Consider the following 25,508-nt stretch of genomic DNA (forward strand, 5'->3'; position numbering starts at 1 on the left):
ATTGATTGTAATGCGGTTAAAAGAACAGTGGAGCGGGCCATCATGGCCCGCTCCACCGGTTCAGATCCTGTTGTTACTCTGCAGCTGCAGCAGCCACGATGTTCACGACTCGACGTCCGCGGCGGGTGCCGAATTCGACAGCGCCGGGGGTCAGGGCGAACAGGGTGTCGTCGCCGCCGCGGCCTACGCCTGCACCCGGGTGGAAGTGGGTGCCGCGCTGGCGGACGATGATCTCGCCTGCGGAAACTACCTGGCCGCCGAAGCGCTTGACGCCGAGGTACTGGGCGTTGGAGTCACGACCGTTGCGAGTGGAGCTCGCGCCTTTTTTATGTGCCATTTGAAATGCCTGCCTTAAAAATTCTGGGGAATCTGCTGAAAACCTGAAAAGTAACGGAAGGTTACTTGATACCGGTGATCTTGACCTTGGTCAGTTCCTGACGGTGACCCTGGCGCTTCTTGTACCCGGTCTTGTTCTTGAACTTCTGGATGACGATCTTCGGACCACGAAGGTCCTGAAGGATCTCAGCCGTAACCGTTACCTTGGCCAGGTCCGCAGCAGCAGACGTGACTTTGTCACCGTCTACCAGGAGCAGTGCGGGCAACTCAATGGTGCTGCCGGCTCCACCGGGGACGCGGTTCAGGGTAACGAAGTCTCCAACGGAAACCTTCTCTTGGCGGCCGCCTGCGCGGACAATCGCGTACACCACTGGGGAACTCACTTCTCTCGACGTTTATTACTAGATTTGCGTGCGGAACCTGGGTCCAATTGTTTGGCCTGGCTCACGCTGTGCCTCAACGCCGGTGGATTCCCCGGGGGAACCCATGGATTATCCCAGGAACATTTCCGTTTGAATTCCAAACAGTCTGTTCCGAGGTCATAACCCAAGTGTTGGCGTAAGCACCGAAGATCTAGAATACGCTAATTTTGCCTTCGGCCGCAAATGAGGCTGGCTCCGGTGGTAGTACGTGATGGGCGCCACTCGGTGTATACAGAGTGCAGCCGCAACGACTTCCGGAACCGCGCCCCACTATCGTAGCGGCTCCCGGGCGCTTTCCGTGCCAGCGTGCAAACGCGGCGCGTCGAAGAAATCCACTTCGTAGCGGCACGACTGTTTGAAAGCCAGGATCATGCCCTGCCGTTCAGCTGCGGACGCGGCCCGCGCGGCGTCGTCGGTGATCCTCACTGCCTGCCGGGTAGCGGCAGCGAAGTCCTCGTCAGCGTAGGTGCGCAGCCAGTCTGCGTAGGGATGGCCGGACGGGGATCCCGCCGCCAGGAACTGCCCGTGCAGCGCGGCGCCCACTTCGGCGTACAGCCAGAAGCACGGCAGCACCGCAGCGACCAGCACCCCGTAGCTGCCGGATGCGGACGACGCGAGCAGGTGGTCCACATAGGACTTGGTCACCGGGCCCAGCCTGGCACCGACGCTGCGGGTGCTGAGCCAGTTCCGGTGGAGTTCCGACTCAACTTCCAGGCACTGCTGGGCCGACCGGGCCCAGAACAGCTGTTCGGCCTCGGTGGGGGCAAGCGCGGAAGCACGGGACAGCACGCGGGAATAGCCGTTCAGGTAGAGGGCGTCCTGGGCAAGGTAGTACGCGAAGTGCTGCTCGCTGAGGGAGCCGTCGGCCAGGGCGCGGATGAAGTCGAGCCCGTAGATTTCGTCCAGGTCCGGCCCGGCATCCTGCCGGAGTGCGGCGGCGAACTCGCCTTCCCCCGGCACGTCATGGTCACCGGGCGTCAGGTGGTGGAAGTGGTGGACCGGACCGTTGCCTGTTCCGACCGCGAGCACGCCTGACTCCCGCAGTGCCCCCTGCAGCCACGGCTTGACCTCACGCAGGGAGGCCTCCCAGTCCCCCAGCCTGGCCTGCGCCGTGGCCATGGCCGATGACAGTGAACATCCGGTGCCGTGGCTGTTCGCGGTCCTGACCCGTTCCCCGGGGACCACCACAACGTCCTGGGCCAACAGCCCCCCGGTGTTGACGAGCGCGTCCGGGCACTCCCCGCCGTCGAGATGGCCGCCCTTGACCAGAACCGTGGTGCCGGCCTGCGCGGCGAGCCGCTTGCCCTGGGCAAGTGCCGCCTCCCAGTCCCCGGCGAGGGGCTCGTTGAGCAGCATGGCCAGTTCTGCCAGGTTGGGCGTGACGAGGTCCGCCAGGGGCAGGAGCTCGCGCAGTTCCGCCTCGGCTGCCTCCTGCAGCAGCCTGTCGCCGCTGGTGGCGACCATCACCGGATCAAGGACCACGACGGCGGGACGCGCCTTCGCCAGCCAGCTGCGGACCGCGGCAATCACCGATGAGTCGCCCAGCATTCCGATCTTGACGGCGTCGATGCTGATGTCATCGCTGATGGCCTCAAGCTGGGCCGTCAGGAAGTCCGCCGGGGGAACGTGGACGGCCCGGACGCCGTGGGTGTTCTGCGCCGTCAGGGCGGTGATGGCAGCCATCCCGTATCCGCCGTTGGCGGCAATGCTCTTGAGGTCGGCCTGGATGCCCGCCCCTCCGGACGGATCGGACCCGGCGATGGCAAGCACTCTCGGAACAGGGCGCAGAACGGGGCCCGTAGCGGCTTCAAAGGCGCCTTCAAAGGCAGCTTCGGCGGCCGGAATGGGGAGGAATGATGCAGACAAAGGAGACATCCCTTCGCCGGTGCTAACCGGACAGGTTCAACGGGTGTGGATCTCAGCCGGCCCTTTGCGCGGCACCCCGTGTCAGTCCCCCAGCCTAGCCGTTTTCCTTAAACGAAACCGCGGGCACGGCCCGAAAGCGGCGTATGACTACGCCTGCCCCGGAACGCACCCGCGGTGTCAGCCAGCTGTCTGATCAGAGCTCGGAAGCCGGCACTCCGACACCCAGGATGATCGGCTCATTGGCCGGCGCCTTGGCGGGCGCCTCCTTCTTTGCCGGCTCGGGAGCCTTGGCTTCGTGGCTGTGCCCCGAAGCGGCTACCGGAGCAGTCTCGTGGTGTTCCACTGAGGTCTCGTTGGCTGCGCCCTGGGCACGGCTGGCGCTCCGGTTCCGGCGCGGACGACGGGCCCGTCCCTGCACGGCCGTGTGGTCCGTGTAGTCCGCTTCAGCAGACTGCGCCGGGGCCCGTGTAGCCGAGACCTGGGCCTGAGCCGGGGCCGCCGGCTGCTCGGCGGGAGCGGTTGGACGCTCTTCGGCCACAGTCGGCTCGCCAAGGTGCGCAAACGCCTCGGCAAGGCGGTCCAGGGTCAGGGCGACACCGCTGGCCGGTGCTTCCCCTGCGTGCTCTACGAACGGCAGCGCAACCTTCTCGCCGCCGAAGGTGAGGACGGCGGTGGGCCTCCCGGCCGCAGCGGCCTCGGTTTCCGACACCTTGGCCGGCCGCGCCTGGTCGGGAGCGGCGTGGGCCGCGGCCTGGGCCGGAGCGGACGGCGCAGGCGATGCCTGGGCAGCCAGCGCCTGGCCGGCTGCGGCGTGCGCGGCCGTTGCGGCGGGAGCGGCGTGGCCGGCTTCGGCGTCGTGCAGGTGGGCAGCGTGCGCTGCGGCGGCGATGTTGGCCAGCGCCGCGCGCGTTGCTTCAGCCTTGGCGTGGCGCTCTGCATCGGTGGGCTCGTGGTGCACCGGTGCCGGCGGCATGGCAGCAGCTTCGGCGACCGGCTGGCCGCCCTTGCCGCGGCGGCGGCTCTTGCGCTCCGTCCGCGGCGCCGGCTGGTTCTCCGTCCGCGGTACGTGATGCTCGGCGGCCACTACGTTGGCGCGGCGGTGCTCCACGGGCTCGTCGTGGGTGACGATGCCACGGCCGGCGCACGCCTCGCACTGCTCGCCGAAGACCTCCAGGAGCCCGGTGCCCATCCGCTTGCGGGTCATCTGCACAAGTCCCAGCGAGGTCACTTCAGCCACCTGGTGCTTGGTGCGGTCGCGGCCCAGGCACTCCACCATGCGGCGCAGGACCAGGTCGCGGTTCGACTCCAGGACCATGTCGATGAAGTCGATGACAATGATGCCGCCGATGTCACGCAGGCGCAGCTGCCGGACGACTTCCTCAGCCGCTTCCAGGTTGTTCTTCGTGACGGTTTCCTCGAGGTTTCCGCCGCTGCCGGTGAACTTACCGGTGTTAACGTCCACCACGGTCATGGCCTCGGTGCGGTCAATCACGAGGGAGCCGCCGGAAGGCAGGAAGACCTTGCGGTCCAGTGCCTTGTGGATCTGCTCGTCGATGCGCCAGGCCGAGAAGATGTCTGTGTCCTTGGTCCACTTTTCGAGCCGGCCCACCAGGTCCGGGGCCACGTAGGTGACATAGGCCTCGATGGTGTCCCAGGCCTCCTCGCCGGAGACGATCAGCTTGGAGAAGTCCTCGTTGAAGACGTCGCGGACCACCTTGATAGTGAGGTCGGGTTCGCCGTAGAGGAGTTCCGGAGCCAGGATCTTGGTGGAGGTGGCCTGGCCTTCGATGCCCTCCCACTGGGCGCGCAGGCGGTTGATGTCGTGCGTCAGCTCTTCCTCGGACGCGCCTTCGGCCGCGGTGCGGACGATCACGCCGGCGTCTTCCGGCAGGCGGTCCTTGAGGATCCGCTTGAGGCGGTTGCGTTCGACGTCGGGCAGCTTGCGGGAGATGCCGGTCATGGAGCCGCCGGGCACGTACACGAGATAGCGGCCGGGGAGCGAAATCTGGCTGGTCAGGCGGGCGCCCTTGTGGCCCACCGGATCCTTGGTGACCTGGACCAGCACGGAGTCGCCGGACTTCAGCGCGTTCTCGATCCGGCGCTGCTTGCCCTCGAGGTTGACCACGTCCCAGTTGACTTCACCGGCGTACAGCACGGCGTTCCGGCCGCGTCCGATGTCCACGAAGGCGGCTTCCATGGACGGCAGCACGTTCTGGACCTTGCCCAGGTAGACGTTGCCGATCAGGGAATCCTGCTGCGTCTTCGACACAAAGTGCTCGGCCAGGACGCCGTCTTCGAGGACGCCGATCTGGATTCTGTCATCGCGCTGGCGCACGATCATCTGGCGGTCCACGGATTCGCGGCGGGCCAGGAATTCGGCCTCGGTGATGACGGTGCGGCGGCGGCCGGTGTCGCGGGATTCGCGGCGGCGCTGCTTCTTGGCCTCCAGCCGGGTGGAGCCCTTGACGGACGTGACACGGTTGTTGACCGGCGCCTCGCTGATGGCGCGCGGCGCACGGACGCGGGTCACCGTGTTGGGCGGGTCGTCGCCTTCCCCGCCGGTCAGTTCCAGGTCCTGGTCGCCACGGCGGCGACGACGACGGCGGCGCGACGTCACGCCGTCGTCCGCGGTCCGGACGGTTTCCTCGTCCGCGTCCTCGTCACCGGCGGTGCCTTCGTCGGATTCGGTCTCGCCGGCGGCTTCCCGGTCGGTCACGCGGCTGCGCCCACGGCGTCCGCGGCTGCGCCGGCGCCGGCGGCCGCCGGCGTCAACATCGCCGTCGTCGTCCGATTCTTCCTCTTCAGTTTCCTCGGCGGCGGCGGGGGTGGCCGCAGGGCGGACCACGGCGCTCAGGTCGGGCGCCTGGAAAATCATGGAAGTGACAGCGCCGGGCTCAAGGAAGAGCGCACCCACCGGGCTCGCAGCTTCAGCAGCGGGTTCCTGCGCTTCGGCAGCTGCTTCTTCGTCGGTCACAGCAGATTCAGCGGCGGCGGTAGCGTCCGCAGAGGGGCAGGCTCGGCGATCGGAGCAGGCTCCGGGGACGGCGCGGGCTCGGCGTCGGCCGCTTTTGCGGGGGCCTTGGCGCGCGACGCACGGCGTCGGATCGGCTTTTCAACAACTGCGGCCGCAACCGGAGCCTCATCTGCGTGCACCGCATCGGGAGCCGCATCGGCGGGGGCGCCAGCAGCCGGAGCGGCGGCGTCTTCGGCGAATACTAGCAAGGGCTCGGCGGACTCAACATTCTTCCGGGACCGGCTGCGGCGCGCCGGGGGCTTTTCCTCAGGGGCCGCATCTGCCGCCGGTGCCTCCGCCGGCACCGCCGCTGCGTCACCCGTTTCAACAGACTCGGCCTTGGGTGCGGCCTTGCGCCTGGTCCGGGTGGCCCTCTTCGGCGCGGCGGTGGCGGCCGCCTCTTCGGTGGCTGCTGATTCTTCGTTAACGGCTAGAACCTGGTCATTATCCATATGTGGCGACACTCCTGCCCCTGACGCACCGCCACATCCGGCACCCATTGGGGCAAATATTGTCAAAACCCGCAGGCATTGACAGAAGTCAATTGAATACCCTCAGGTTCGCACCGGCAGTGGGGTGCGGCAGCCCTGGAGGGCCGGTGGTGTTGTTCTGAAACCCGTTGTTCCTCAAAGCCACAACCAGGTGCCGTCCAATGGCATTGCGGGAAAGCCGGGACCGATCATGGATCCGGAGCATGCCCTGCTCATCATTGGCGGTCTTACAAACAAGCCACCGGACCGGAATCCGAATGTGGATCGTATTCCAGCCAGCTTCATTCTCTCATACGCACAGTCAAACGCGGTGGACGCAGGGCCCGCAAGCGCAAGGTCAGGGTGCGGCTGGCGGCAGTCTGTGCGGCCCGTCCAGCCTCCGGCGTTACAATCAGGGCGAGGAGCCCTCGAGAAAAAGGACGCGACATCCCATGCCCAGCATCTCTAATTCCACGCAGGACAATACGGTGGACGGTGACCTCCGCGAGCGTGCAGCGGCCCAGGGAGGCCTGCCGCCCATGACCAGGGACAAACCCTTCGGCTGGCTGCTGGTTATCACGGGCATCATCGGCTGGCTCGCTTCGGGCGCACTCGTCCTGGAAAAACTCGCCGTCCTTAAGGATCCGAACCATGTAACGGCCTGCGACATCAATCCGTGGGTTTCCTGCGGCGCGGTCATGCAGACCTGGCAGAGTTCGGTCTTTGGTTTCCCCAACATGTTTATCGGCATCGTGGCGTTCGCCGTCGTCATCACCACCGGAATGGGCATTCTGTCCGGGGCGAAGTTTGGCCGCTGGTACTGGCTGGGCCTTCAGGCCGGGGTGACGCTGGGCTTCGCCTTCGTGGTGTGGCTGTGGTCGCAGGCCCTGTACGCCATCCACATCCTCTGCCCGTTCTGCATGGTTGTCTGGGCCGCCATGATCCCCCTCTTTGTGTGGGTCACGGTCCGGAACGTCACTCACGGAGTGGTCAAAGTTCCCGCCGGCCCCGCGAAGATCCTGGGCGACTCCGGCTGGATCGTCACGGCGCTGCTGTACGTGGCCGTCGTCGCCACGATCTTCTTCGCCTTCATCCAGGTGTTCGCCGGAACGTCAGGTTACTAAGCCAAAGAAAGAGCGCGAACTGGCAGCTAACGCCCTCAAAATCACGTTTTGAGGTCATCTGCTGCCAGTTCGCGCTGGTGGCTGCTAGTCCTGGAACCAGATCTTGATCTCGCGCTCGGCCGACTCAACAGAGTCCGACCCGTGCACCAGGTTCTGCTGGACTTTCAGGCCCCAGTCGCGGCCGAAGTCACCGCGGATGGTGCCGGGTGCCGCCGTTGTCGGGTCCGTGGTGCCAGCGAGCGAACGGAAACCTTCGATGACGCGGTGGCCCTCGAAGATCGCGGCGACAACGGGTCCGCTCAGCATGAACTCCACGAGCGGCTCGTAGAACGGCTTGCCCACGTGCTCCTCGTAGTGCTGCTCCAGCAGTTCGCGGCTGGCGTCCACCTTCTTGAGCTCGGCCAGGGTGTAGCCCTTGGCTTCGACCCGGCCAAGGATGGCACCGGTCAGGTTGCGGGTCACGCCGTCGGGCTTGATCAGGACGAGGGTGCGCTCAATGCTCACAGCTGCTCCAATGTTTTGGGGTGGGTTTCCGGGTAAGTCTACGGGGTTTGGGGGCGTGGTTCAGGCTCCCCGCCGTCGGGGTTGGCGGCCTCCCACTCGGCTTGTTCGCGGTCGCGCTGGGCGGCCTCGCGGTCAATCCGGATACCGGTACGGATGCCGTACCACCAGGCAACCGCGAAGAGAATCCCCACCACGAACATCATGGGCTCAATGAACCCGGTGAAAATCAGGACCAGCTGCAGGATCCAGCCCAGTGCCACACCCCAGGGCTTGGACAGCACGGCACAGGTCAAGACGAGCACCAGGCCCAGGACGATGCCCACCGAGAGAATCACTGCCGGAGGGAACTCGTCGCGGCGGAGTCCGAAAACCGCCAGGGTGGCGAAGAAGGCCACGAAACCTTCAAGCACCAGGACCGTGGAGGCGAACATGACCTTAGTGGAGCGCCGCTTCTTGGGCATCCCCGGACGCCACTCCCGCTGCGCTTTTGTGAGTCGGGCCATTGTCAGGCATCCGCCTTTCCGAGCAGGATCCGGGCTTCCGCCACCAGCGTGATGGAGCCTGTCACCAGGACACCGCCGGCAAGATCCTCATTGGCTTCGGCGTGCTCGACGGCCCACTCCAGGGCGTCGTCCAGCTTTTCGGCAACGTGGATGTTTTCTTCGCCGAAGCCCAGTTCCAGGGCGAGTTCCGCGAGGTCCTCGGCCGGTACTGCCCGGGGCGAGTTGGACTGGGTGAAGCAGTATTCCGCGGCGAGACCGCCCAAGGACTCCTTGAGCTGACGGAGGATCTCCTCGGCGTCCTTCTCCTTCAGGACCCCTACAACCACCACAAGTTTGGTGAAGCTGAAGGCTTCGTGGATTGCCTCGGCCGAAACGCGAATGCCCTCCGGGTTGTGGGCGGCATCCACGATGATCGTCGGCGCAGTGCGGAGGACCTCCAGGCGGCCCGGCGACGTGACCGAAGCAAACGCCTCCTGCAGGACTTCGGCGTCGAGCGCCTTCTCCGCGCCGAAGAACGCCTCGAGGGCGGCAATGGCGACGGCGGCATTCTCCGCCTGGTGCGCTCCGTGCAGCGGAACGAGCAGTTCCTCGTAGCGTCCGGCCAGGCCCTGGATGGTCACCATCTGGCCGCCCACGGCAACGGTCCGGGACTCGACGCCGAATTCCACGCCTTCAAACCGGTACGGTACCTGGACTTCGCGGGCCTTCTCAAGCAGCACCTGCGCAGCGCCGACGGGCTGTGCGGCGCTGACCAGGAAGCCTCCCGGCTTGATGATGCCGGCCTTTTCCTGCGCGATGTCTTCAGTCGTGTCGCCGAGAAGGTCCGTGTGGTCCAGCGAAATGGGTGTCACCACGGCCACCTGCCCGTCACCGACGTTCGTGGCGTCCGTGATACCGCCCAGGCCCACCTCCATGACGGCCACGTTGACCGGCTGGTCGGCGAAGACAGCGAACGCCAAGATGGTCAGGCACTCGAAGTAGGTCAGCCGGGGCTGGCCCTCGGCCTCAAGCTCGCCGTCCACAATCTGCAGGTACGGCCGGATCTCGTCCCAGATCCGGACGAAGGTCTCGTCCGACACCGGCGCGCCGTCAATGCTGATCCGCTCGGTGACCTTGGACAGGTGCGGGCTCGTGTAGCGTCCGGTGCTGAGTCCGTGGGCACGCAGGCCGGCCTCGATCATCCGCGCCGTGGACGTCTTGCCGTTGGTGCCGGTGACGTGGATGATCGGGAACGCCTTGTTGGGCTCCCCCAAGACGTCCATGGCCCGGAACAGAGGCGCGAGCCGGGGTTCCATTTTGTTCTCCGGCGCGCGCCCCAGCAGTTCGGCGTAGACGCTCTCCACGGAAAATTCGTCGGTCATTGCTTAGGCCCCTACTTTTTCAACGGTGATCTGCGGTTCTGCGGAGTCTCCCGCAACGGTTTCAAGGTCCACCGTCAGGGTTTCGGTCCTGATGAGTCCTGCATTGGCCTCCAGCGCCTCGATGACGTTCGGCGCGGCGGCCACGGTGGTGCGGATCCGGTCGCTGACATTGAGTCCGGCGTCCTTGCGGGCCTGCTGGATGGCGCGGACCATGTCCCGGGCAAGGCCCTCGGCTTCCAGTTCCGGGGTTACCTCGGTGTTGAGGACCACGAACCCGCCGCCCGGCAGCACAGCAGCAGCGCGGGAACCGGCTCCCTCCGCGGCTTCCGCCACGACCGTTTCCAGCGTGTATTCCGGAGGTTCGAGTTCGAGGCCGCCGGCGGTGACCACTCCGGCGTCGCTGACCGACCAGTCGCCGGACTTGGAGCCCTTGATGGCCTGCTGGACGTTCTTGCCTAGGCGCGGACCGGCTGCCCGGGCGTTGACCACCAGCTTCTGTTCGATGCCGAACTCCTCCGGGGAGGCGCTCTCGGCGTCCAGCAGGCGGACGGAACGCAGGTTAAGTTCATCGGCGACGACGGCGGCAAAGCCTCCCAGCGCATCCGCGCCGGGTGCCACAACGGTGAGCTCCTGCAGCGGCAGGCGGACGCGGAGGTTCGCAGCCTTGCGCAGCGAGGATCCGGTGGAGCAGATCTGCTGCACGCGGTCCATCGCCTCGACGAGGCCGGCGTTGGCCGGGAAGAGCCCGGCATCCGGCCAGTCGGCCAGGTGCACCGAGCGGCCACCGGTGAGGCCGCGCCAGATCTCCTCGGACACCAGCGGGAGCAGGGACGCGGCCACGCGGGAGACCGTCTCCAGCGCGGTGTAGAGCGCGTCAAAGGCATCGACGCTTTCGTCGAAGAAGCGCTGGCGGCTGCGGCGCACATACCAGTTGGTGAGCATGTCCAGGTAGCTGCGAAGTTCGTCGCAGGCGCCGGAGATGTCGTAACTGTCCAGCTGCGCGGTCATGTTGCGGACCAGGTCGCCGGTGTTGGCCATGAGGTACTGGTCCATGGTGTCGGAGTAGCCGTCGTAGCGCAGGTTTGCGTCGTAACCCTTTCCGCCATCGGCGGCGTTCGTGTACAGCGTGAAGAAGCTGTACACGTTCCACAGCGGCAGGATGACCTGGCGGACGCCGTCGCGGATTCCCTGCTCGGTGACCACAAGGTTGCCGCCGCGCAGGATGGGGCTGGACATCAGGAACCAGCGCATCGCGTCGGAACCGTCGCGGTCCAGGACCTCGGAGACGTCCGGGTAGTTGCGCAGGCTCTTGGACATCTTCTGCCCGTCGGAACCAAGCACGATGCCGTGGCTGATGACGTTGCGGAAGGCCGGCCGGTCGAACAGCGCCGTGGACAGGATGTGCAGCATGTAGAACCAGCCGCGGGTCTGCCCGATGTATTCGACGATGAAGTCGGCCGGGTTGTGGGTGTCAAACCATTCCTCGTTCTGGAACGGGTAGTGCACCTGGCCGTACGGCATGGAGCCGGAGTCGAACCAGACGTCCAGCACATCCTCGACGCGGCGCATCACGGACTGGCCCTCTTCGGGGGTGCGGGGGTCATCCGGGTTCGGGCGCGTCAGTTCGTCGATGAACGGCCGGTGCAGGTCAACCTGCCCGGCCTTGTTCAGCGGGAGCCGTCCGAAGTCGGCTTCGATCTCGGCGAGCGAGCCGTAGACGTCGGTGCGCGGGTATTCGGGGTCGCTGGACTGCCACACCGGGATGGGGCTGCCCCAGTAGCGGTTGCGGCTGATGGACCAGTCGCGGGCGTTGGCCAGCCACTTGCCGAACTGGCCGTCCTTGACGTTCCCGGGGATCCAGTTGATCTCCTGGTTCAGTTCGGACATGCGGTCCTTGAACTTGGTGACCTCCACGTACCAGGAGGACACGGCACGGTAGATCAGCGGGTTGCGGCAGCGCCAGCAGTGCGGGTAGCTGTGCTCGTAGCTGGCCTGGCGGACCAGGCGGCCCTGGGCACGCAGCACCTGGGTGATGGGCTTGTTGGCCTCGAACACCTGCAGGCCGACGATGTCGTGCAGTTCGCCGTGCGAGAACAGCGGCAGGAACTTCGCACCTTCGTCCACTGACAGGACCACGGGGATGCCGGCCTCTTCACAGACCTTCTGGTCGTCCTCACCGTAGGCGGGGGCCTGGTGGACGATGCCGGTGCCGTCGGTGGTGGTGACGTAGTCTGCCACGAGGAAGCGCCAGGCGTTTTCAGTGCCGAATTTTTCGGTGTCGGCGAAGTCGTTCCAGAGCGGCTGGTACTGCAGCCCGGCCAGTTCGGCGCCGGTGTAGGTGGCGGTCACCGCGGCCTCGGCGGCCTCGACGCCGGCGGTGCCGTCGCCGTAGCCAAGATCCTTGGCGTAGGTGCCCAGCAGGTCGGCGGCGAGCAGGAAACTGCCCGAGACGGGCGCTTCCGCTGACGCCGCCTTGATGCCGTTGGGACCGGCCGGCAGGACGGCGTAGGTGATGGAAGGCCCGACGGCGAGCGCCAGGTTGGTGGGCAGCGTCCACGGCGTGGTGGTCCAGGCGAGCGCCTGCACGCCGGCAAGCTTCCTCGACAGCTCCGACTCCCCTGCCGTGATGGGGAAGGTGACGGTGACGGTCTGGTCCTGGCGGTTCTTGTAGACGTCGTCATCCATGCGCAGTTCGTGGTTGGACAGCGGCGTCTCGTCCTTCCAGCAGTACGGCAGGACGCGGTAGCCGTTGTAGGTCAGGCCCTTTTCGTGGAGCTGCTTGAAGGCCCAGAGCACGGACTCCATGTACTCAACGTTGAGCGTCTTGTAGTCGTTGTCGAAGTCCACCCAGCGGGCCTGGCGGGTGACGTAGCTCTTCCACTCGTCGGCGTACTTCATCACGGACGCGCGGCAGGCGTCGTTGAATTTGTCGATACCCATGGCTTCGATCTGGGTCTTGTCCGTCATGCCCAGCTGCTTCATGGCTTCCAGCTCGGCGGGGAGGCCGTGGGTGTCCCAGCCGAAGCGGCGCTCCACGCGGCGGCCGCGCTGCGTCTGGTAGCGGCCCACCAGGTCCTTGGCGTAGCCGGTCAGCAGGTGGCCGTAGTGCGGCAGGCCGTTGGCGAAGGGAGGGCCGTCGTAGAAGACGAACTCGTTGCTGCCGCGTTCTCCGCCAGGAAGGTCAGAGTCCCGCTGGTCGATGCTCGCCTGGAAGGTGCCGTCCTGGTCCCAGTACTTGAGGATGCGCTCTTCGACCTCCGGGAACTTCACGGACGCCGACACACCGGAGGTGTTGGAAGGAGAGCTGGTGGAACCGGAGCCTGACAGTGCGGCTGAGGCCTTGGGGTAATAGGTCATCTCGACATCCTGGGTTGAGCTAGTGAACAAGTGGATCATTCAGGATGCGAGGACGGCCCCTACGCTGTCTTTCAACAGCACCGGCACCGCGGTACCACCTCACTTACCGTCGCCGGACCCGTCAAAGGAGAGCACCGGCGTCGGCCGCTCATTGCTGCTGTGACGGGCTTACCCGTCCGGTTCTACTGGTGCGGGTTCCTGCGCCGCAGGGCCCGAAGGTTCTTCCGGAAGCTCACCGGTGATGGCCGGGTCAAAGCTGATACCCGATTCTACCCGGAATTACCCCGATTTACCGTATCGGCGGGGTGATTCCGGGCATACCCAGGCATTTGGAATGCATAGACTCGGGCGTATGACCATCCCCGCCCCGGTCCGGCCACAACGCCGCCGGTCCGCCGCCTGGCCGGTGCTCACCGTCCTGGCATCCTCGCCGGTGGCGGTCCTGTCCGCGTTCCGCGCGCTCCCGGCGGAATGGCCTACGGCCGTGGTCCAACTGCTGTCCTTCACTCCGTGGCTCGTGATCCCGGCCGGCGCCTCAGTGCTGTTCGCCCTTCTTGGCCGGCGCCGGTGGCTGCTCTGGTTGACGGGCGCCTTGGCGGCGGTCCAGCTCTTTTGGCTGTTCCCGCTGGACCACGGCCGGAGCGTTCCTGACGCCGGAGCGCCCACGGTGGAACTGACGGCAATGACCATCAATTCGGAATTCGGCCAGGCGGACGCGGCGGAAATTGTCCGGCTGGTGCGGGAGGAGGGCGTCGGGCTGCTGACAATCCAGGAACATTCGCAGGCGCTCGGAGACAGGCTGGCGGCCGAAGGACTGTCCACGCTGCTTCCCAACAGGATCAGCAACCCAACGGACGACGGCGCCGGCAGCGCCACCTACTCGGCGCACCGGTTGGACGCGGTTGGCGTCCTGCCCGGTACGCCGTTCCAGATGCCCATCGTCAGGCTCACCATGGATGGCCCGGCTGGCCGGGCCGTCCTTGAGGTGGCCAACGTCCACGCGCTTCCGCCGGTGGACGTGCGTGTTGACCAGTGGCGCAGCGACCTCGCCGCCCTGGGTGCCCTGGCCGCGAGTCCCGGGAACCGGTTGCTGATCGGCGATTTCAACGCCACCTACGACCATGCTGAGTTCCGGGCAGTGCTCGACGGCGGCGAGGACGCGCGGAAGATGGTTGATGTGGGGACGGCCGCCGGTATGCGGCTCGTCCCCACCTGGCCGATGGAGGGTCCCCGGCTGCCCGGCATCACCATCGACCACCTTGTGACCAGCCCGGGCATCGCGGTTTCCGGGTATGAGGTCCATCGCGTTTCCGGAACCGACCACGCAGCAGTCGTTGCGACGCTACGCGTCCCCGCAGCGGGCTAGCGTCGCCCTCAGGCCTGCTTACGGATGAGCTTGTAGTTGGCGGCCTGCGCCACCGGCCGGATCACGATCTGGTCCAGGTTCACGTGGTGGGGCGCGGTGACGGCGTAGCGGACCACATCGGCCACGTCGGCAGCCGTAAGCGGCTTTTCGACGCCCTGGTAGACCTTGCCGGCAGCCTCCTCGTCACCCAGCCTGTTGAGGGCAAACTCCTCGGTGTGCACCAGGCCCGGAGCAACTTCGATGACCCGCAGGTTGTGTTCAACCTCTTCGAGCCGCAAGGCGTCGTTCATGGCGTGCTGGGCGAACTTGGCTGCGTTGTAGCCGCCGCCGCCCTCATAGGACGACAATCCGGCCGTCGACGTCAGGTTCAGGACTGTACCCTCTCCACCGGCCCGCAGCATGGGAAGGAAAGCACGCGTCAGTTTCATGGTGCCCAGGACGTTCACCTCGAACATCCACTTCCAGTCGTCCGTCTTGGCGTCCGCGATCCTGTCCGCGCCCCGGGCGCCGCCCGCAACGTTGATGAGGGTGTCAATGCCGCCTGCCTGCGTCACTTCGGCCAGGAGCCGCTCCACGTCAGCGTCGTCGGTGATGTCCGCAGGGACGGCCGTGGCTCCGGTTTCCGCTGCCAGTGCGGCGAGCCGGTCCGCGCGGCGGGCGACGGCAAAGACCGTCCACCCCTCGGCCCTCAGCGCGCGGACCGTGGCCTCGCCAATGCCTGTGCTGGCTCCCGTAACCACTGCTGCCTTCGTGTGCTTTACCTCAGTCATGGCACCACCCTAGCGTCGGAGGAACTCCAGGAGCACACAGGCGTGGTTGACCTCCGGATCCCTGGCGCCATAAAGCAACGTGATGCGCGGGTGCTTCTCCGCCAATTCCTGCAGGGTTGCTGCCGCCGAACGCGGAAACCGTCGTCGTCGGCCGGTTCATCGTAGATGCGTTTGGTCACCAAGCGACGGGCTGCGTTGTCCATACCGGGATGCTACTGCAGGGCGCGGCCGGGGATCATGAAACAATTGCTCCATGGCTGAAGACAAACAGGGTACAGACACGCCCACCACTGCCCCTATCAACGTTCCGGACAAGCCCGCCCTTGAGGGGTTGGAAGCTGCCCTGACGCAGCGCTGGCTTGACGAAGGGACCTACAAATTCAACCGGGAGACCACCAGGGAGCAGGTCTACTCGATCGACACTCCCCCGCCCACGGCGTCGGGCTCCCTGCACGTGGGGCACATGTTCTCCTACACCCAGACCGACGTCCTGGCGCGTTACCAGCGCATGACCGGCAAAAACGTCTTCTACCCGATGGGCTGGGACGACAACGGCCTGCCCACCGAACGCCGCGTCCAGAACTACTACGGCGTCCGCTGCGATCCGGCAATTTCCTACGACGCCGGCTACCGCCCGCCGGCCGAGCCGGCCAAGAACCAGCGGGACTTCGATGTCATCTCGCGCCGGAACTTCATCGAGCTCTGCGAGGAGCTCGCCGTCGAGGACGAAAAGGTCTTCGAGAACCTCTTCCAGACCCTTGGCCTGTCCGTGGACTGGGACCTCACCTACCGCACCATCGACGACAAGTCGCGCGCCATCTCCCAGCGCGCCTTCCTGGCCAACCTGGCCGCCGGAGACGCCTACATGGCCGAAGCCCCCACCCTGTGGGACGTCTCCTTCCGCACTGCCGTGGCGCAGGCTGAACTCGAGGACCGCGAAGTCGCGGGCGCCTACTACCGCTACCCCTTCTTTACCGAGGACGGCGAAAAGATCTACGTCGAGACCACCCGGCCTGAGCTGCTGGCGGCCTGCGCCGCCCTCGTAGCGAACCCCGATGACGAACGGTACCAGCCGCTGTTCGGCAAGAAGGTGACCTCTCCCCTGTTCGGCGTTGAAGTGGAGGTCAAGGCGCACCACCTCGCCAAGGCGGACAAGGGCTCCGGCATCGCCATGGTCTGCACCTTCGGCGACCTCACCGACGTCACCTGGTGGCGCGAACTCCAGCTGCCCACCCGCGCCATCGTTGGCCGCGACGGCCGCATCATCGGCGAGACCCCGGAATGGATCACCACCGACGAAGGCCGTGCCGCCTTCGAGGCAATCGCCGGCAAGACGGTCTTCAGCGCCAAGGAAGCAGTTGTGGAACAGCTGACCGCCGTTGAGCTCCTCGACGGCGAGCCCAAGAAAATGATGCACCCGGTCAACTTCTTCGAGAAGGGCGACAAGCCCCTTGAGGTCGTCACTTCCCGCCAGTGGTACATCCGCAACGGCGGCCGCGACGAGGACCGCCGCGAACGCCTGATCGGCCGCGGACACGCGATTGAATTCCACCCGGCATTCATGCGCTCTCGCTACGAGAACTGGATCTCCGGACTGAACGGCGACTGGCTGGTGTCCCGCCAGCGCTTCTTCGGCGTGCCCGTACCGGTCTGGTATCCTCTCGACGCAGACGGCAACCCCGACTACGACGCCCCGATCCTGCCCTCGGACCAGCAGCTCCCGGTGGACCCGGCCGCCGACGCGGCTCCAGGCTATGAAGAAACCCAGCGCGACACTCCGGGCGGATTCACCGGTGACGCCGATGTGCTCGACACCTGGGCCACGTCCTCCCTGACGCCGCAGATCGTGGGCGGCTGGAGCACCGACGAGGCACTTTTTGCCAAGGTCTACCCGTTTGACGTGCGACCGCAGGCCCACGACATCATCCGGACGTGGCTGTTTTCCACCGCTGTGCGTGCCGACGCGCTGCAGGACACCGCGCCGTGGAAGCACGCGGCCATCTCCGGCTGGATCCTGGATCCGGACCGCAAGAAGATGTCCAAGTCCAAGGGCAACGTGATCGTTCCGACCGACGTCCTCAACGAGTACGGCTCGGACGCTGTCCGCTACTGGGCGGCTTCGGCCAAGCTTGGCGCCGACACGGCTTACGAGATTGCCCAGATGAAGATCGGCCGCCGCCTGGCCATCAAGCTGCTCAACGCCTCGAAGTTCGTCCTGAACCTCGGCGCCACGGAGAACTCGGTGGTTTCCACGGACCTGTCCGTGCTCACCAACCCGCTGGACCGGGCCGTGCTGGCGCAGCTCTCGGACGTCGTGGCACAGGCCACCAAGGCGTTCGAGAACTACGACTACGCCCGGGCCCTGCAGATCAGCGAGAGCTTCTTCTGGCAGTTCACCGACGACTACGTGGAGCTCATCAAGGACCGCGCCTACGGTGCGGCCGGGGAGGCCGAGCAGGCCTCGGTGCTCGCGGCTCTGGCCACCACCCTGGATACGCTGCTGCGGCTGTTCGCCCCCTTCCTGCCCTTCGCCACGGAAGAAGTCTGGGGCTGGTGGCGCAGCGGATCAGTGCACCGCGCCGAGTGGCCGGCGGCCCTGGAAGTGTCCGACGGCGACACCACCATGCTCGCCACCGTCGGAGTCGCGCTGAGCGGCATCCGCAAGGCCAAATCCGAGGCGAAGGTCAAGCAGCGCACTGAGGTGGTGTCCGCCACCATCACCGCCACGGAGTCTCTCAGCACTCAGCTGAAGGCCGGCCTTGCAGACCTGAAGGCGGCCTCCAATGCCCGCGAACTGACCCTCGTGGCAGGCGAAGGCGAACTCACCGTCAGCGATGTCGTGCTGGCCCAGCCGGAGGAAGCGCCAAGCGCCTAGCCCCCGGCCTGTCTGGGCAAACAAGAAGCCCCATCAGCGACCGAGCTGGTGGGGCTTCTGTTTTTGGGCAATTTGTTTTTGGGCAAAGGGGAAGCCCCATCAGCGTTTAGCCGTTGGTGGGGCTTCGACTTTTCGATTGTCTCGTGACGTCTGTGACAACCTGGCGGAATCCTCGGAATTTCAGGTCTTCCTACCTCGTCACTGGTAGCCAGCTTCTGACTTTGCCGAAGGCTGCGTCAGATGCGTGTCACTGAATCTTTGGTTTCCGTGTCCCTCTTCTTTCGAAGTGGGTAAGAACCATTGTTGTCCCACCCAAGGGGAACCGCAATAGCCCCGGAAGAACTACATGGCAGTAATTCTCGCTGCCCGCGGGAGGCCTCCAGCGGACGCCCTTAGTTGAACTCGGGCCTCTCGGTACGGCTGCGCTTGATTTCGAAGAAGTGCGGATACGCGGCCAGGGTCACCGCGGCGTCCCACAGGCGGCCGGCTTCCTCTCGCCTGGGAATGCGCGTCAGCACCGGGCCGAAGAAGGCGGTGCCGTTGAAGGCCACTACCGGCGTTCCGACATCCTGCCCCACGAGGGAGATGCCCTCCTCATGGCTGGCGCGGAGCTGCACGTCGAAGGCATCCGAGGACGCCTCGGCTGCGAGCCCGGCAGGCAGCCCGCACTCTGCCAGGGCCTTGCTGATCACGATGCCGAAGTCCTTCTCGCCAGCGTCGTGGATCAGGCTGCCCATGGCGTCATACAGCGGCTTGATAACCCGGTCACCGTGCTGCTCGCGGGCAGCAATGATGACGCGGACGGGGCCCCAGGCCTTGTCCATCAATTCGCGGTACCCCGGGTCAAGGTCGCGGCCCTCGTTCAGGACGGCGAGGCTCATCACGTGCCATTCAGTTTCAATGTCGCGGACTTCCTCGACTTCACCGACCCAGCGGGACGTGATCCAGGCGAAGGGGCACAGGGGGTCGAACCAGAAGTCGGCTTTGCTCGCAGCGGTTTCAGGCACAGGAAGTCTCCTCGGAAAAGAATCAGGCAACGGCGCGCACCAGGCGCACATCTACCAAGAGCGAAGAACTAAGCGGATTTATTCCGCCGCTTGGCCACGACGTCGTGCGCGATCATGGTGGGCTGCGCCTTCTTCGCCACCACATCGGCGGTGATAACTACGCTGGCGATGTCGTCACGGCTGGGAAGATCGAACATTACCGGAAGGAGCACTTCCTCCATGATGGCGCGGAGCCCGCGGGCGCCTGTGCCCCGCTCGAGTGCCTGGTCCGCTATCATGTCCAGCGCCGCGTCGTCGAAGAGCAGCTCAACGCCATCCAGCTGGAACATCTTCTGGTACTGCTTCACAAGGGCGTTCTTCGGCGTGGACAGAATCTGGATCAAAGCGGGCCGGTCCAGGTTGGAGACCGTGGTGATGACGGGAAGCCGGCCGATGAATTCCGGGATCAGCCCGAACTTCAGCAGGTCCTCCGGCATAACCTCGCCGTAGGAGTCGGAGTTGTTCTTGACTTCATTGAGCGGGGCACCGAAGCCGATGCCCTTGCGTCCGGACCGGGAGCCGATGATGTCCTCGAGGCCCGCGAAGGCTCCGGCGACGATGAACAGCACGTTGGTGGTGTCGATCTGGATGAACTCCTGGTGCGGGTGCTTGCGGCCGCCCTGCGGGGGAACCGAGGCCACCGTGCCTTCCAGGATCTTCAGGAGCGCCTGCTGGACGCCCTCACCGGAGACATCCCGGGTAATGGACGGGTTTTCGCTCTTCCGCGAGATCTTGTCGATCTCGTCGATGTAGATGATGCCCTGTTCGGCCTTTTTGACGTCATAGTCAGCGGCCTGGATGAGCTTCAGGAGAATATTCTCGACGTCCTCGCCCACGTACCCGGCCTCGGTCAGTGCCGTGGCATCCGCGACGGCGAACGGGACGTTGAGCCGCCGTGCCAGCGTCTGGGCGAGGTAGGTCTTGCCGCAGCCGGTGGGGCCGATCAGGAGGATGTTGGACTTGGCGATCTCGACGTCGTCGTGATGGACGCCTTCGGCGAGGCTGCCGCTCTTGGGGGCGTGGCCGGCCTGGATGCGCTTGTAGTGGTTGTACACGGCGACGGCGAGGGAGCGCTTGGCGGGCTCCTGGCCGATGACGTATTCCTGCAGGAAGTCGAAGATCTCGCGCGGCTTGGGCAGTTCGAAGCTGCCGAGGTCCGCTACTTCCGCGAGCTCCTCTTCAATGATCTCGTTGCAGAGCTCAATGCACTCGTCGCAGATGTAGACGCCGGGCCCGGCAATGAGCTTACGCACCTGCTTTTGGCTCTTTCCGCAGAAAGAGCACTTCAGCAGATCCGTGCTCTCGCCAATCCGAGCCATATGTGAACCCCTTAGTATCTTGCTGCTACCGCAGCACTGCACCGGTTGCTGGAATCACGGTGGGTCCGGAAGGTCCGGCCGTGACATGTTCCACTCTAGGTCACATTCGGCCTGAGGGGTGGAACCTTACGCGTTGAAAACGAAAGCCGGTGCGGTCCATTTTCCATGAACCGCACCGGCTCCGCGTGTCGTGCTGCTACCTGCTGATCGCCTGCGGCTTGATCTTGCGGGAATCAAGGACCTGGTCGATGAGGCCGTAGGACTGCGCCTCGGCGGCCGTGAGGATCTTGTCACGCTCGATGTCGTTGTTGACCTGCTCCGAGGTGCGGCCCGAGTGCTTGGCCAGCGTGTCTTCGAGCCAGGAGCGCATGCGCATGACCTCCGCAGCCTGGATCTCAAGGTCCGAAGCCTGGCCGCCCTGGCCACCCGACAGGGCGGGCTGGTGGATCAGCACGCGGGCGTTGGGCAGTGCCAGCCGCTTGCCCGGCGTACCGGCTGCGAGCAGGACGGCCGCGGCACTTGCAGCCTGGCCCAGGCACACCGTCTGGATCTCGGGGCGGATGTACTGCATGGTGTCGTAGATGGCCGTCATGGCGGTGAAGGAACCGCCCGGGGAGTTGATGTAGAGCGTGATGTCACGGTCCGGGTCAGTGGACTCTAGCACCAGCAACTGGGCCATGACGTCGTCAGCGGAGGCATCGTCCACCTGGACGCCGAGGAAGATGATGCGGTCCTCGAACAGCTTGGTGTACGGGTCCTGGCGCTTGAAGCCGTAGGGGGTGCGCTCCTCGAACTGCGGCAGCACGTAGCGGCTGGTGGGCAGGTTCCCGGCAGACGATCCGAAATTGTAGTTCATGTTCACTTCTCCTGGAATCATCATTTCTGTCTTCGTGCCGGTTAGTTTTCCGAGCCGCTGGCGTTTTGCGTTCCGCCGCCACCGGCTACGGATCCCGCATGCGCGGCGATCTTGTCGAAGAAGCCGTACTCAAGGGCTTCCGGAGCCGTGAACCACTTGTCACGGTCGTTGTCCTTGAGGATCGTATCGACCGTCTGGCCGGTCTGGTCGGCAGTGAGTTCCGCCATGACCTTCTTCATGTGCAGGATGAGCTCGGCCTGGATCTTGATGTCCGAGGCCGTGCCGCCGATGCCGCCTGACGGCTGGTGCATCAGGATACGGGCGTTCGGGGTGGCGTAGCGCTTGCCCTTGGTGCCGGAGGAGAGCAGGAACTGCCCCATCGAAGCCGCAAGACCGGTGGCGACCGTTACGACGTCGTTCGGAATGAACTGCATGGTGTCGTAGATGGCCATACCAGCGGTTACGGAGCCGCCGGGCGAGTTGATGTAAAGGTAGATGTCCTTCTCGGGGTTCTCCGCTGACAGCAGCAGCAACTGCGAGCAGATCGCGTTGGCGTTCTCATCGCGAACCTCGGAGCCAAGCCAGATGATGCGCTCTTTCAGCAGGCGGTTGTAGATGTAGTTGTCCTGGGCTGCCGGATCGACAGTTGCCATCCGGGGTGCCCCTGCTTGCTGTGACATATGTACTTACCTCTCGCTGGCGACGGTGACGTCACGGTACGACGTCACTGAAAATCACTACTTGGACACTAACCGGTTTTGCGGCCGTTTTGTTCTCGCGGATCGCGCTGTTCGCTGACGGCGCACGATTGCCGCAACCGCCCACCGCACAGCACGACACAGCCGCCGTTCCGGGGGTTAACGCCTAACGCAGTTCCGGGGTTTAAACGGGGAAGCCCCCGGATCAGGGATCCGGGGGCTTCCGTGCAATACGTGTTAGAACTTCACTGCTGCCGGGTCGTCGCTCGGCGTGGCTTCCTCGGCGGATGCTTCGCTTTCAACGGCCGGAGCTTCTTCGGCAACGGGAGCGTCTTCGCCGCCGGGGCGCACGAAGTCGCTCAGGTCAACCTTGTTGCCTGCCGAATCGGTCACCTCGGCCTGGCCCAGCACAACAGCCAGGGCCTTGCGGCGGCGGACCTCGGAAACCATCATGGGAACCTGGCCGGACTGATCGATGATCTGGGCGAACTGGTTCGGGTCCATGCCGTACTGGCTGGCCGTGGTCACGATGTAGTCGATCAGCTCGTTCTGGCTGACGCCGACTTCTTCCTTGTCCGCGATGGCGTCAAGGATGATCTCGTTCTGGAAGGCACGCTCGGTGTTGGCCTTGACCTCGGCGCGGTGCTCCTCGGTGTCGTGATCGCCTTCACCGTGGGAGTTCTCAGCCTTGAAGTGCTGCTCGAGCTGCTCTTCGACGACGGAGGCCGGAACGGGAACCTCAACCAGCTCAACGAGCTTGTCCAGGACCTTGTCGCGGGCCTCGACGCCCTGCTCGACAACCTTGGATTCGGCCGCCTGCTTGGCGAGGTCCTCACGCAGTTCAGCCAGCGTGTCGAACTCGGATGCCAGCTGGGCGAAGTCGTCGTCGGCCGCGGGAAGCTCGCGCTCCTTGACGGTCTTGACAACTACCTTGACCTGGGCCGCTTCGCCGGCGTGGTCGCCGCCCACCAGGGTGGTTTCGAAGATGGCGTCCTCGTCAGCACTGAGGCCGGTGACGGCCTCGTCGAGGCCTTCAAGCATGGTGCCGGCGCCAACCTGGTAGGACAGGCCGGAGGCGGAGTCAACTTCGGCGCCGTCAATCGTGGCGGTGATGTCGATCGTCAGGAAGTCGCCGTCGGCTGCCGGGCCGTCCACGGACTTCAGCGTGCCGAAACGGCCGCGGAGTTCGTCGAGCGCCTTGTCGACATCGGCTTCGGAAGACTCGGCCGCAGCAACCTCAACCTTGATGCCTGCGTAGTCCGGCAACTCGATCTCGGGACGGATGTCAACCTCAGCGTGGAACTTCAGTTCACCGTCGGTGGCCGTGGGATCCGGCACCTCGGTGATTTCAACCTCGGGACGGCTCAGCGGGCGGATGCCAGTTTCCTGGACAGCCTCCTGGTACCAGCCGTTGAGGCCTTCGTTGATGGCGGTCTCCAGCACGTAGCCACGGCCAACGCGCTGGTCGATCAGCTTTGCGGGGACCTTGCCCTTGCGGAAGCCAGGGACCTGGATCTGCGAAGCAACAGTCTTGTATGCCTCTTCGATGCTGGGTTTCAATTCCTCAAAGGGGACCTCAACATTGAGCTTGACCCGCGTGGGGGTGAGGTTCTCGACAGCGCTCTTCACAGTCTAAGTACTCCTGGTTTTGTGGGATGGGGTTCTGCAAACGCAATGATCTGACAAGCTGCAGAGTCGGGGTGACAGGATTTGAACCTGCGACTTCCTGCTCCCAAAGCAGGCGCTCTAGCCAAGCTGAGCTACACCCCGTAAGTGCACAGAACAGTCTACGGTCATAACGGCCGGATATGCACATTTGACACTGGGGCCCTGAATTAGGTTTAGTTATATCCGGCTCGAGCAGCCGACCGGAAGAAGTGCACCAACCGTCCCCTTGCGATCAACAGCATATGATCAATACAAGCGGCCTGATGCATGTTCACGGGGACGTAGCTTAGTGGTAAAGCCTCAGTCTTCCAAACTGATGATGCGGGTTCGATTCCCGTCGTCCCCTCCAAGGACAGTGTCCCTCCAAGGCAGTCCCAAGGACACAAGCAGGACAACAGGAAAGCCCCTCTCCGGAGGGGCTTTCCTGTTGTTCAGGATCCCTGCTGGCAGGTGGGGCACCAATACAGCTTGCGGGCACCGAGGTCGGACAGCGCAACCAACGTTCCGCAGTCGCGGCAGTCGAGGCCGTGCCGCCGGTACACAGAGTGGGATTCTTCCGGTGCGGGCAGGCCGGCGTCCGGTTCAGTCCAATAACGCGGAGGCGTGGTGATGATCCGGCCGTCGCGGACGCCGTCGGACATCATTGAGACGGTGTCCTCCCACAGTTCACCAGCCGCTGCCGAATCCAACGCGCGGCCGGGCAGCCAGGGATCGAGTCCCTGGCGGAAGAGCAGTTCGGCGCGATACACGTTCCCGACGCCGGCAATCACCTTCTGGTCCATCAGCAGTGCTGCGAGTGGCGTCCGCCGTGCCCGCAGGCCCGTGACAAAGCCTTCCTTGTCTCCAGGCAGGTTCCGCAACGGGTCCGGACCCAGGCGGGCCAGGACGGCGCCGGCCTCCGCCCCGGTGATGGCGTGGCACGTGGTGGCGCCCCTGAGGTCCGCCCAGCCGTGGGCCCCGGCAAGCCGGACACGGACGGCACCGACCGGCGCAGGAGGCCCCGCGTACGCGGGAGCGCCGCCGTCGGAGTCAAAAGCGGCGGCGTCTGCCACGCCGTCGTCGAACACCTCCCGCTCCCCCACCTTGCGGGGCGCCCCGATGCTGGAGGCGCCGCGGAACGTGGCATCACCGCCGAAGTCCCAGGCACCGTAGAGGCCCAGGTGCACGTGGAGGACCAGTCCGTTGTCGAAGTGCAGGAACAGGTGCTTCCCGTGGGCCGCCGTCTCCACCAGCGTCCGGGTGTCGAGCAGCGCCGCACCGTCGGTGAACCGCCCCTGCGGGCTGGAAACGGCCAAGTGCTGGCCGGAAAAGACGTCCGCGAACTGGCGTGCCAGCCGGTGGACCGAATGCCCCTCCGGCACTAGGCGATGACCTCGCCGGTGGTCTCGTAGGCCGCGATCTTGCCGATGCGGCGGACGTGGCGCTCATCGTTGCTGAAGGGTTCCTGGAGGAACGCCTCAATGATTTCCGTGGCTTCCTCCACGCTGTGCTGTCGGCCGCCGACTGCCACGACGTTCGCGTCATTGTGATCGCGGGCGAGGGTGGCGGTGGACAGGTTCCAGGCGAGGGCCGCGCGGACGCCTTTGACCTTGTTGGCGGCGATCTGCTCGCCGTTCCCCGAACCGCCCAGCACGATGCCCAGGGCGTGGACGCCGGCAGCCTGGTCCGCCACCACGGCGAGCGCTGCATTGATGCAGAAGGACGGGTAGTCATCCAGGGCGTCGTAGACCTTGGGGCCGTGGTCCACTACGTCGTAGCCCTTGGCGGTGAGGTGGTTTACCAGGTGGGCGCTGAGTTCCATGCCGGCATGGTCGGTGGCGATGTGGACGCGCGGGAAGTCGGGGTTTGTGGTCACGGCAGTATCCGTTCAGTCATAAGCTCCGGAAAGCTTCCGGGCTGCTTCGGGGGTCGGATCCAAGCGTACTAGGACGCAGGCATTGGCTGCTTGCCGTGA

Annotated in this window: 19 protein-coding genes, 2 tRNA genes, 1 pseudogene and 1 riboswitch; of the genes and pseudogenes, 4 read left to right on the forward strand and 18 right to left on the reverse strand. The window is 65.2% G+C overall.

Translation table 11 applies throughout. The features are described from left to right. Positions 1-73: 73 nt before the first annotated feature. The 4 genes and pseudogenes from rpmA to FCN77_RS15770 all read right to left on the reverse strand — a co-directional run bounded on the left by rpmA (position 74) and on the right by FCN77_RS15770 (position 6,089). Entirely contained in the window at positions 74-337 is a 264-nt protein-coding gene (gene rpmA, locus FCN77_RS15755) for a 50S ribosomal protein L27 (RefSeq protein ID WP_009372867.1), read from the reverse strand. 61 nt (positions 338-398) lie between these two features. After that, entirely contained in the window at positions 399-707 is a 309-nt protein-coding gene (gene rplU / locus FCN77_RS15760; RefSeq protein WP_011692233.1) for a 50S ribosomal protein L21, read from the reverse strand. 321 nt (positions 708-1,028) lie between these two features. Next, positions 1,029-2,633, reverse strand: coding sequence for a bifunctional hydroxymethylpyrimidine kinase/phosphomethylpyrimidine kinase (gene thiD, locus FCN77_RS15765; RefSeq protein WP_175417279.1), 1,605 nt, complete (start codon positions 2,631-2,633; stop codon positions 1,029-1,031). Beyond that, a riboswitch (TPP riboswitch) is annotated at positions 2,616-2,713 on the reverse strand. Its footprint overlaps the gene before it by 18 nt. A gap of 104 nt (positions 2,714-2,817) precedes the next feature. Further along, a pseudogene (locus FCN77_RS15770) lies at positions 2,818-6,089 on the reverse strand (Rne/Rng family ribonuclease). A 470-nt stretch (positions 6,090-6,559) separates the two neighbouring features. Between FCN77_RS15770 and FCN77_RS15775 the strand changes: the two are divergent. Beyond that, entirely contained in the window at positions 6,560-7,231 is a 672-nt protein-coding gene (locus FCN77_RS15775) for a vitamin K epoxide reductase family protein (protein ID WP_137323024.1), read from the forward strand. Between the two features lie 84 nt (positions 7,232-7,315). On the opposite strand, the gene ndk is transcribed toward FCN77_RS15775, so the two are convergent. The 4 genes from ndk to ileS are packed head-to-tail and all read right to left on the reverse strand — an operon-like array spanning position 7,316 to position 12,956. Further along, positions 7,316-7,735: a nucleoside-diphosphate kinase gene (gene ndk, locus FCN77_RS15780; protein ID WP_137323025.1), complete on the reverse strand. Its 420-nt coding sequence runs from the start codon at positions 7,733-7,735 to the stop codon at positions 7,316-7,318. 38 nt (positions 7,736-7,773) lie between these two features. After that, positions 7,774-8,238, reverse strand: coding sequence for a DUF4233 domain-containing protein (locus FCN77_RS15785; protein ID WP_137323026.1), 465 nt, complete (start codon positions 8,236-8,238; stop codon positions 7,774-7,776). A gap of 2 nt (positions 8,239-8,240) precedes the next feature. Next, positions 8,241-9,599, reverse strand: a complete 1,359-nt coding sequence (locus FCN77_RS15790; RefSeq protein WP_137323027.1) for a folylpolyglutamate synthase/dihydrofolate synthase family protein — start codon at positions 9,597-9,599, stop codon at positions 8,241-8,243. Between the two features lie 3 nt (positions 9,600-9,602). After that, on the reverse strand, positions 9,603-12,956 hold the full coding sequence (ileS, locus tag FCN77_RS15795; protein WP_137323028.1) for an isoleucine--tRNA ligase: 3,354 nt from the start codon (positions 12,954-12,956) through the stop codon (positions 9,603-9,605). A 352-nt stretch (positions 12,957-13,308) separates the two neighbouring features. Here ileS and FCN77_RS15805 point away from each other — a divergent pair, with 352 nt between their 5' ends. Further along, positions 13,309-14,322, forward strand: coding sequence for an endonuclease/exonuclease/phosphatase family protein (locus FCN77_RS15805; protein ID WP_137323030.1), 1,014 nt, complete (start codon positions 13,309-13,311; stop codon positions 14,320-14,322). An 8-nt stretch (positions 14,323-14,330) separates the two neighbouring features. Here FCN77_RS15805 and FCN77_RS15810 read toward each other — a convergent pair whose 3' ends face one another. Then, positions 14,331-15,092 (reverse strand): SDR family oxidoreductase, encoded by a 762-nt coding sequence (locus FCN77_RS15810; protein WP_137323031.1) that lies wholly within the window; start codon positions 15,090-15,092, stop codon positions 14,331-14,333. 9 nt (positions 15,093-15,101) lie between these two features. Beyond that, positions 15,102-15,197, reverse strand: coding sequence for a hypothetical protein (locus FCN77_RS15815; protein WP_254678591.1), 96 nt, complete (start codon positions 15,195-15,197; stop codon positions 15,102-15,104). A gap of 148 nt (positions 15,198-15,345) precedes the next feature. Here FCN77_RS15815 and valS point away from each other — a divergent pair, with 148 nt between their 5' ends. Beyond that, the gene (gene valS, locus FCN77_RS15820) at positions 15,346-17,967 is read left to right on the forward strand and encodes a valine--tRNA ligase (RefSeq protein ID WP_137323032.1); all 2,622 of its coding nucleotides are present in this window, start codon (positions 15,346-15,348) and stop codon (positions 17,965-17,967) included. A 392-nt stretch (positions 17,968-18,359) separates the two neighbouring features. Here valS and FCN77_RS15825 read toward each other — a convergent pair whose 3' ends face one another. From FCN77_RS15825 to FCN77_RS15850, 6 genes are all read right to left on the reverse strand, one after another. Beyond that, positions 18,360-18,974, reverse strand: coding sequence for a DsbA family protein (locus tag FCN77_RS15825; RefSeq protein ID WP_137323033.1), 615 nt, complete (start codon positions 18,972-18,974; stop codon positions 18,360-18,362). A 68-nt stretch (positions 18,975-19,042) separates the two neighbouring features. Beyond that, positions 19,043-20,332 carry an ATP-dependent Clp protease ATP-binding subunit ClpX gene (clpX, locus tag FCN77_RS15830; RefSeq protein ID WP_028268994.1) on the reverse strand — a complete coding sequence of 430 codons (1,290 nt, stop codon included), beginning with the start codon at positions 20,330-20,332 and terminating at the stop codon, positions 19,043-19,045. Positions 20,333-20,528: 196 nt separating this feature from the next. Then, positions 20,529-21,188, reverse strand: a complete 660-nt coding sequence (locus FCN77_RS15835) for an ATP-dependent Clp protease proteolytic subunit (RefSeq protein ID WP_028268993.1) — start codon at positions 21,186-21,188, stop codon at positions 20,529-20,531. 41 nt (positions 21,189-21,229) lie between these two features. After that, a complete protein-coding gene (locus FCN77_RS15840) occupies positions 21,230-21,841 on the reverse strand; it encodes an ATP-dependent Clp protease proteolytic subunit (RefSeq protein WP_137324807.1) in 612 nt (203 codons plus the stop codon). A 282-nt stretch (positions 21,842-22,123) separates the two neighbouring features. Continuing rightward, positions 22,124-23,515 (reverse strand): trigger factor, encoded by a 1,392-nt coding sequence (gene tig / locus FCN77_RS15845; RefSeq protein ID WP_137323034.1) that lies wholly within the window; start codon positions 23,513-23,515, stop codon positions 22,124-22,126. A gap of 66 nt (positions 23,516-23,581) precedes the next feature. Continuing rightward, positions 23,582-23,656: transfer RNA gene (locus tag FCN77_RS15850), tRNA-Pro, on the reverse strand. A 173-nt stretch (positions 23,657-23,829) separates the two neighbouring features. On the opposite strand from FCN77_RS15850, the gene FCN77_RS15855 reads away from it, so the two are divergent. Then, positions 23,830-23,903: transfer RNA gene (locus tag FCN77_RS15855), tRNA-Gly, on the forward strand. 82 nt (positions 23,904-23,985) lie between these two features. On the opposite strand, the gene FCN77_RS15860 is transcribed toward FCN77_RS15855, so the two are convergent. Both FCN77_RS15860 and FCN77_RS15865 read right to left on the reverse strand, forming a co-directional pair. Then, positions 23,986-24,915, reverse strand: a complete 930-nt coding sequence (locus FCN77_RS15860; RefSeq protein ID WP_137323035.1) for an Fpg/Nei family DNA glycosylase — start codon at positions 24,913-24,915, stop codon at positions 23,986-23,988. Further along, complete coding sequence (locus tag FCN77_RS15865) at positions 24,915-25,409, reverse strand: ribose-5-phosphate isomerase (protein WP_137323036.1); 495 nt, start codon at positions 25,407-25,409, stop codon at positions 24,915-24,917. Before FCN77_RS15865 ends, FCN77_RS15860 begins: the two co-directional genes overlap by 1 nt. Between the last annotated feature and the right edge of the window lie 99 nt (positions 25,410-25,508).

Source organism: Arthrobacter sp. 24S4-2, from assembly GCF_005280255.1.
Classification (GTDB): domain Bacteria; phylum Actinomycetota; class Actinomycetes; order Actinomycetales; family Micrococcaceae; genus Arthrobacter.

Bases quoted from the DNA above. Each gene is read 5' to 3' on its own strand.
- rpmA (WP_009372867.1), bottom strand. From the start codon at position 337: ATGGCACATAAAAAAGGCGCGAGCTCCACTCGCAACGGTCGTGACTCC.
- thiD (WP_175417279.1), bottom strand. From the start codon at position 2,633: ATGTCTCCTTTGTCTGCATCATTCCTCCCCATTCCGGCCGCCGAAGCT.
- FCN77_RS15775 (WP_137323024.1), top strand. From the start codon at position 6,560: ATGCCCAGCATCTCTAATTCCACGCAGGACAATACGGTGGACGGTGAC.
- FCN77_RS15785 (WP_137323026.1), bottom strand. From the start codon at position 8,238: ATGGCCCGACTCACAAAAGCGCAGCGGGAGTGGCGTCCGGGGATGCCC.
- FCN77_RS15790 (WP_137323027.1), bottom strand. From the start codon at position 9,599: ATGACCGACGAATTTTCCGTGGAGAGCGTCTACGCCGAACTGCTGGGG.
- ileS (WP_137323028.1), bottom strand. From the start codon at position 12,956: ATGACCTATTACCCCAAGGCCTCAGCCGCACTGTCAGGCTCCGGTTCC.
- FCN77_RS15805 (WP_137323030.1), top strand. From the start codon at position 13,309: ATGACCATCCCCGCCCCGGTCCGGCCACAACGCCGCCGGTCCGCCGCC.
- FCN77_RS15810 (WP_137323031.1), bottom strand. From the start codon at position 15,092: ATGACTGAGGTAAAGCACACGAAGGCAGCAGTGGTTACGGGAGCCAGC.
- valS (WP_137323032.1), top strand. From the start codon at position 15,346: ATGGCTGAAGACAAACAGGGTACAGACACGCCCACCACTGCCCCTATC.
- clpX (WP_028268994.1), bottom strand. From the start codon at position 20,332: ATGGCTCGGATTGGCGAGAGCACGGATCTGCTGAAGTGCTCTTTCTGC.
- FCN77_RS15835 (WP_028268993.1), bottom strand. From the start codon at position 21,188: ATGAACTACAATTTCGGATCGTCTGCCGGGAACCTGCCCACCAGCCGC.
- FCN77_RS15840 (WP_137324807.1), bottom strand. From the start codon at position 21,841: ATGGCAACTGTCGATCCGGCAGCCCAGGACAACTACATCTACAACCGC.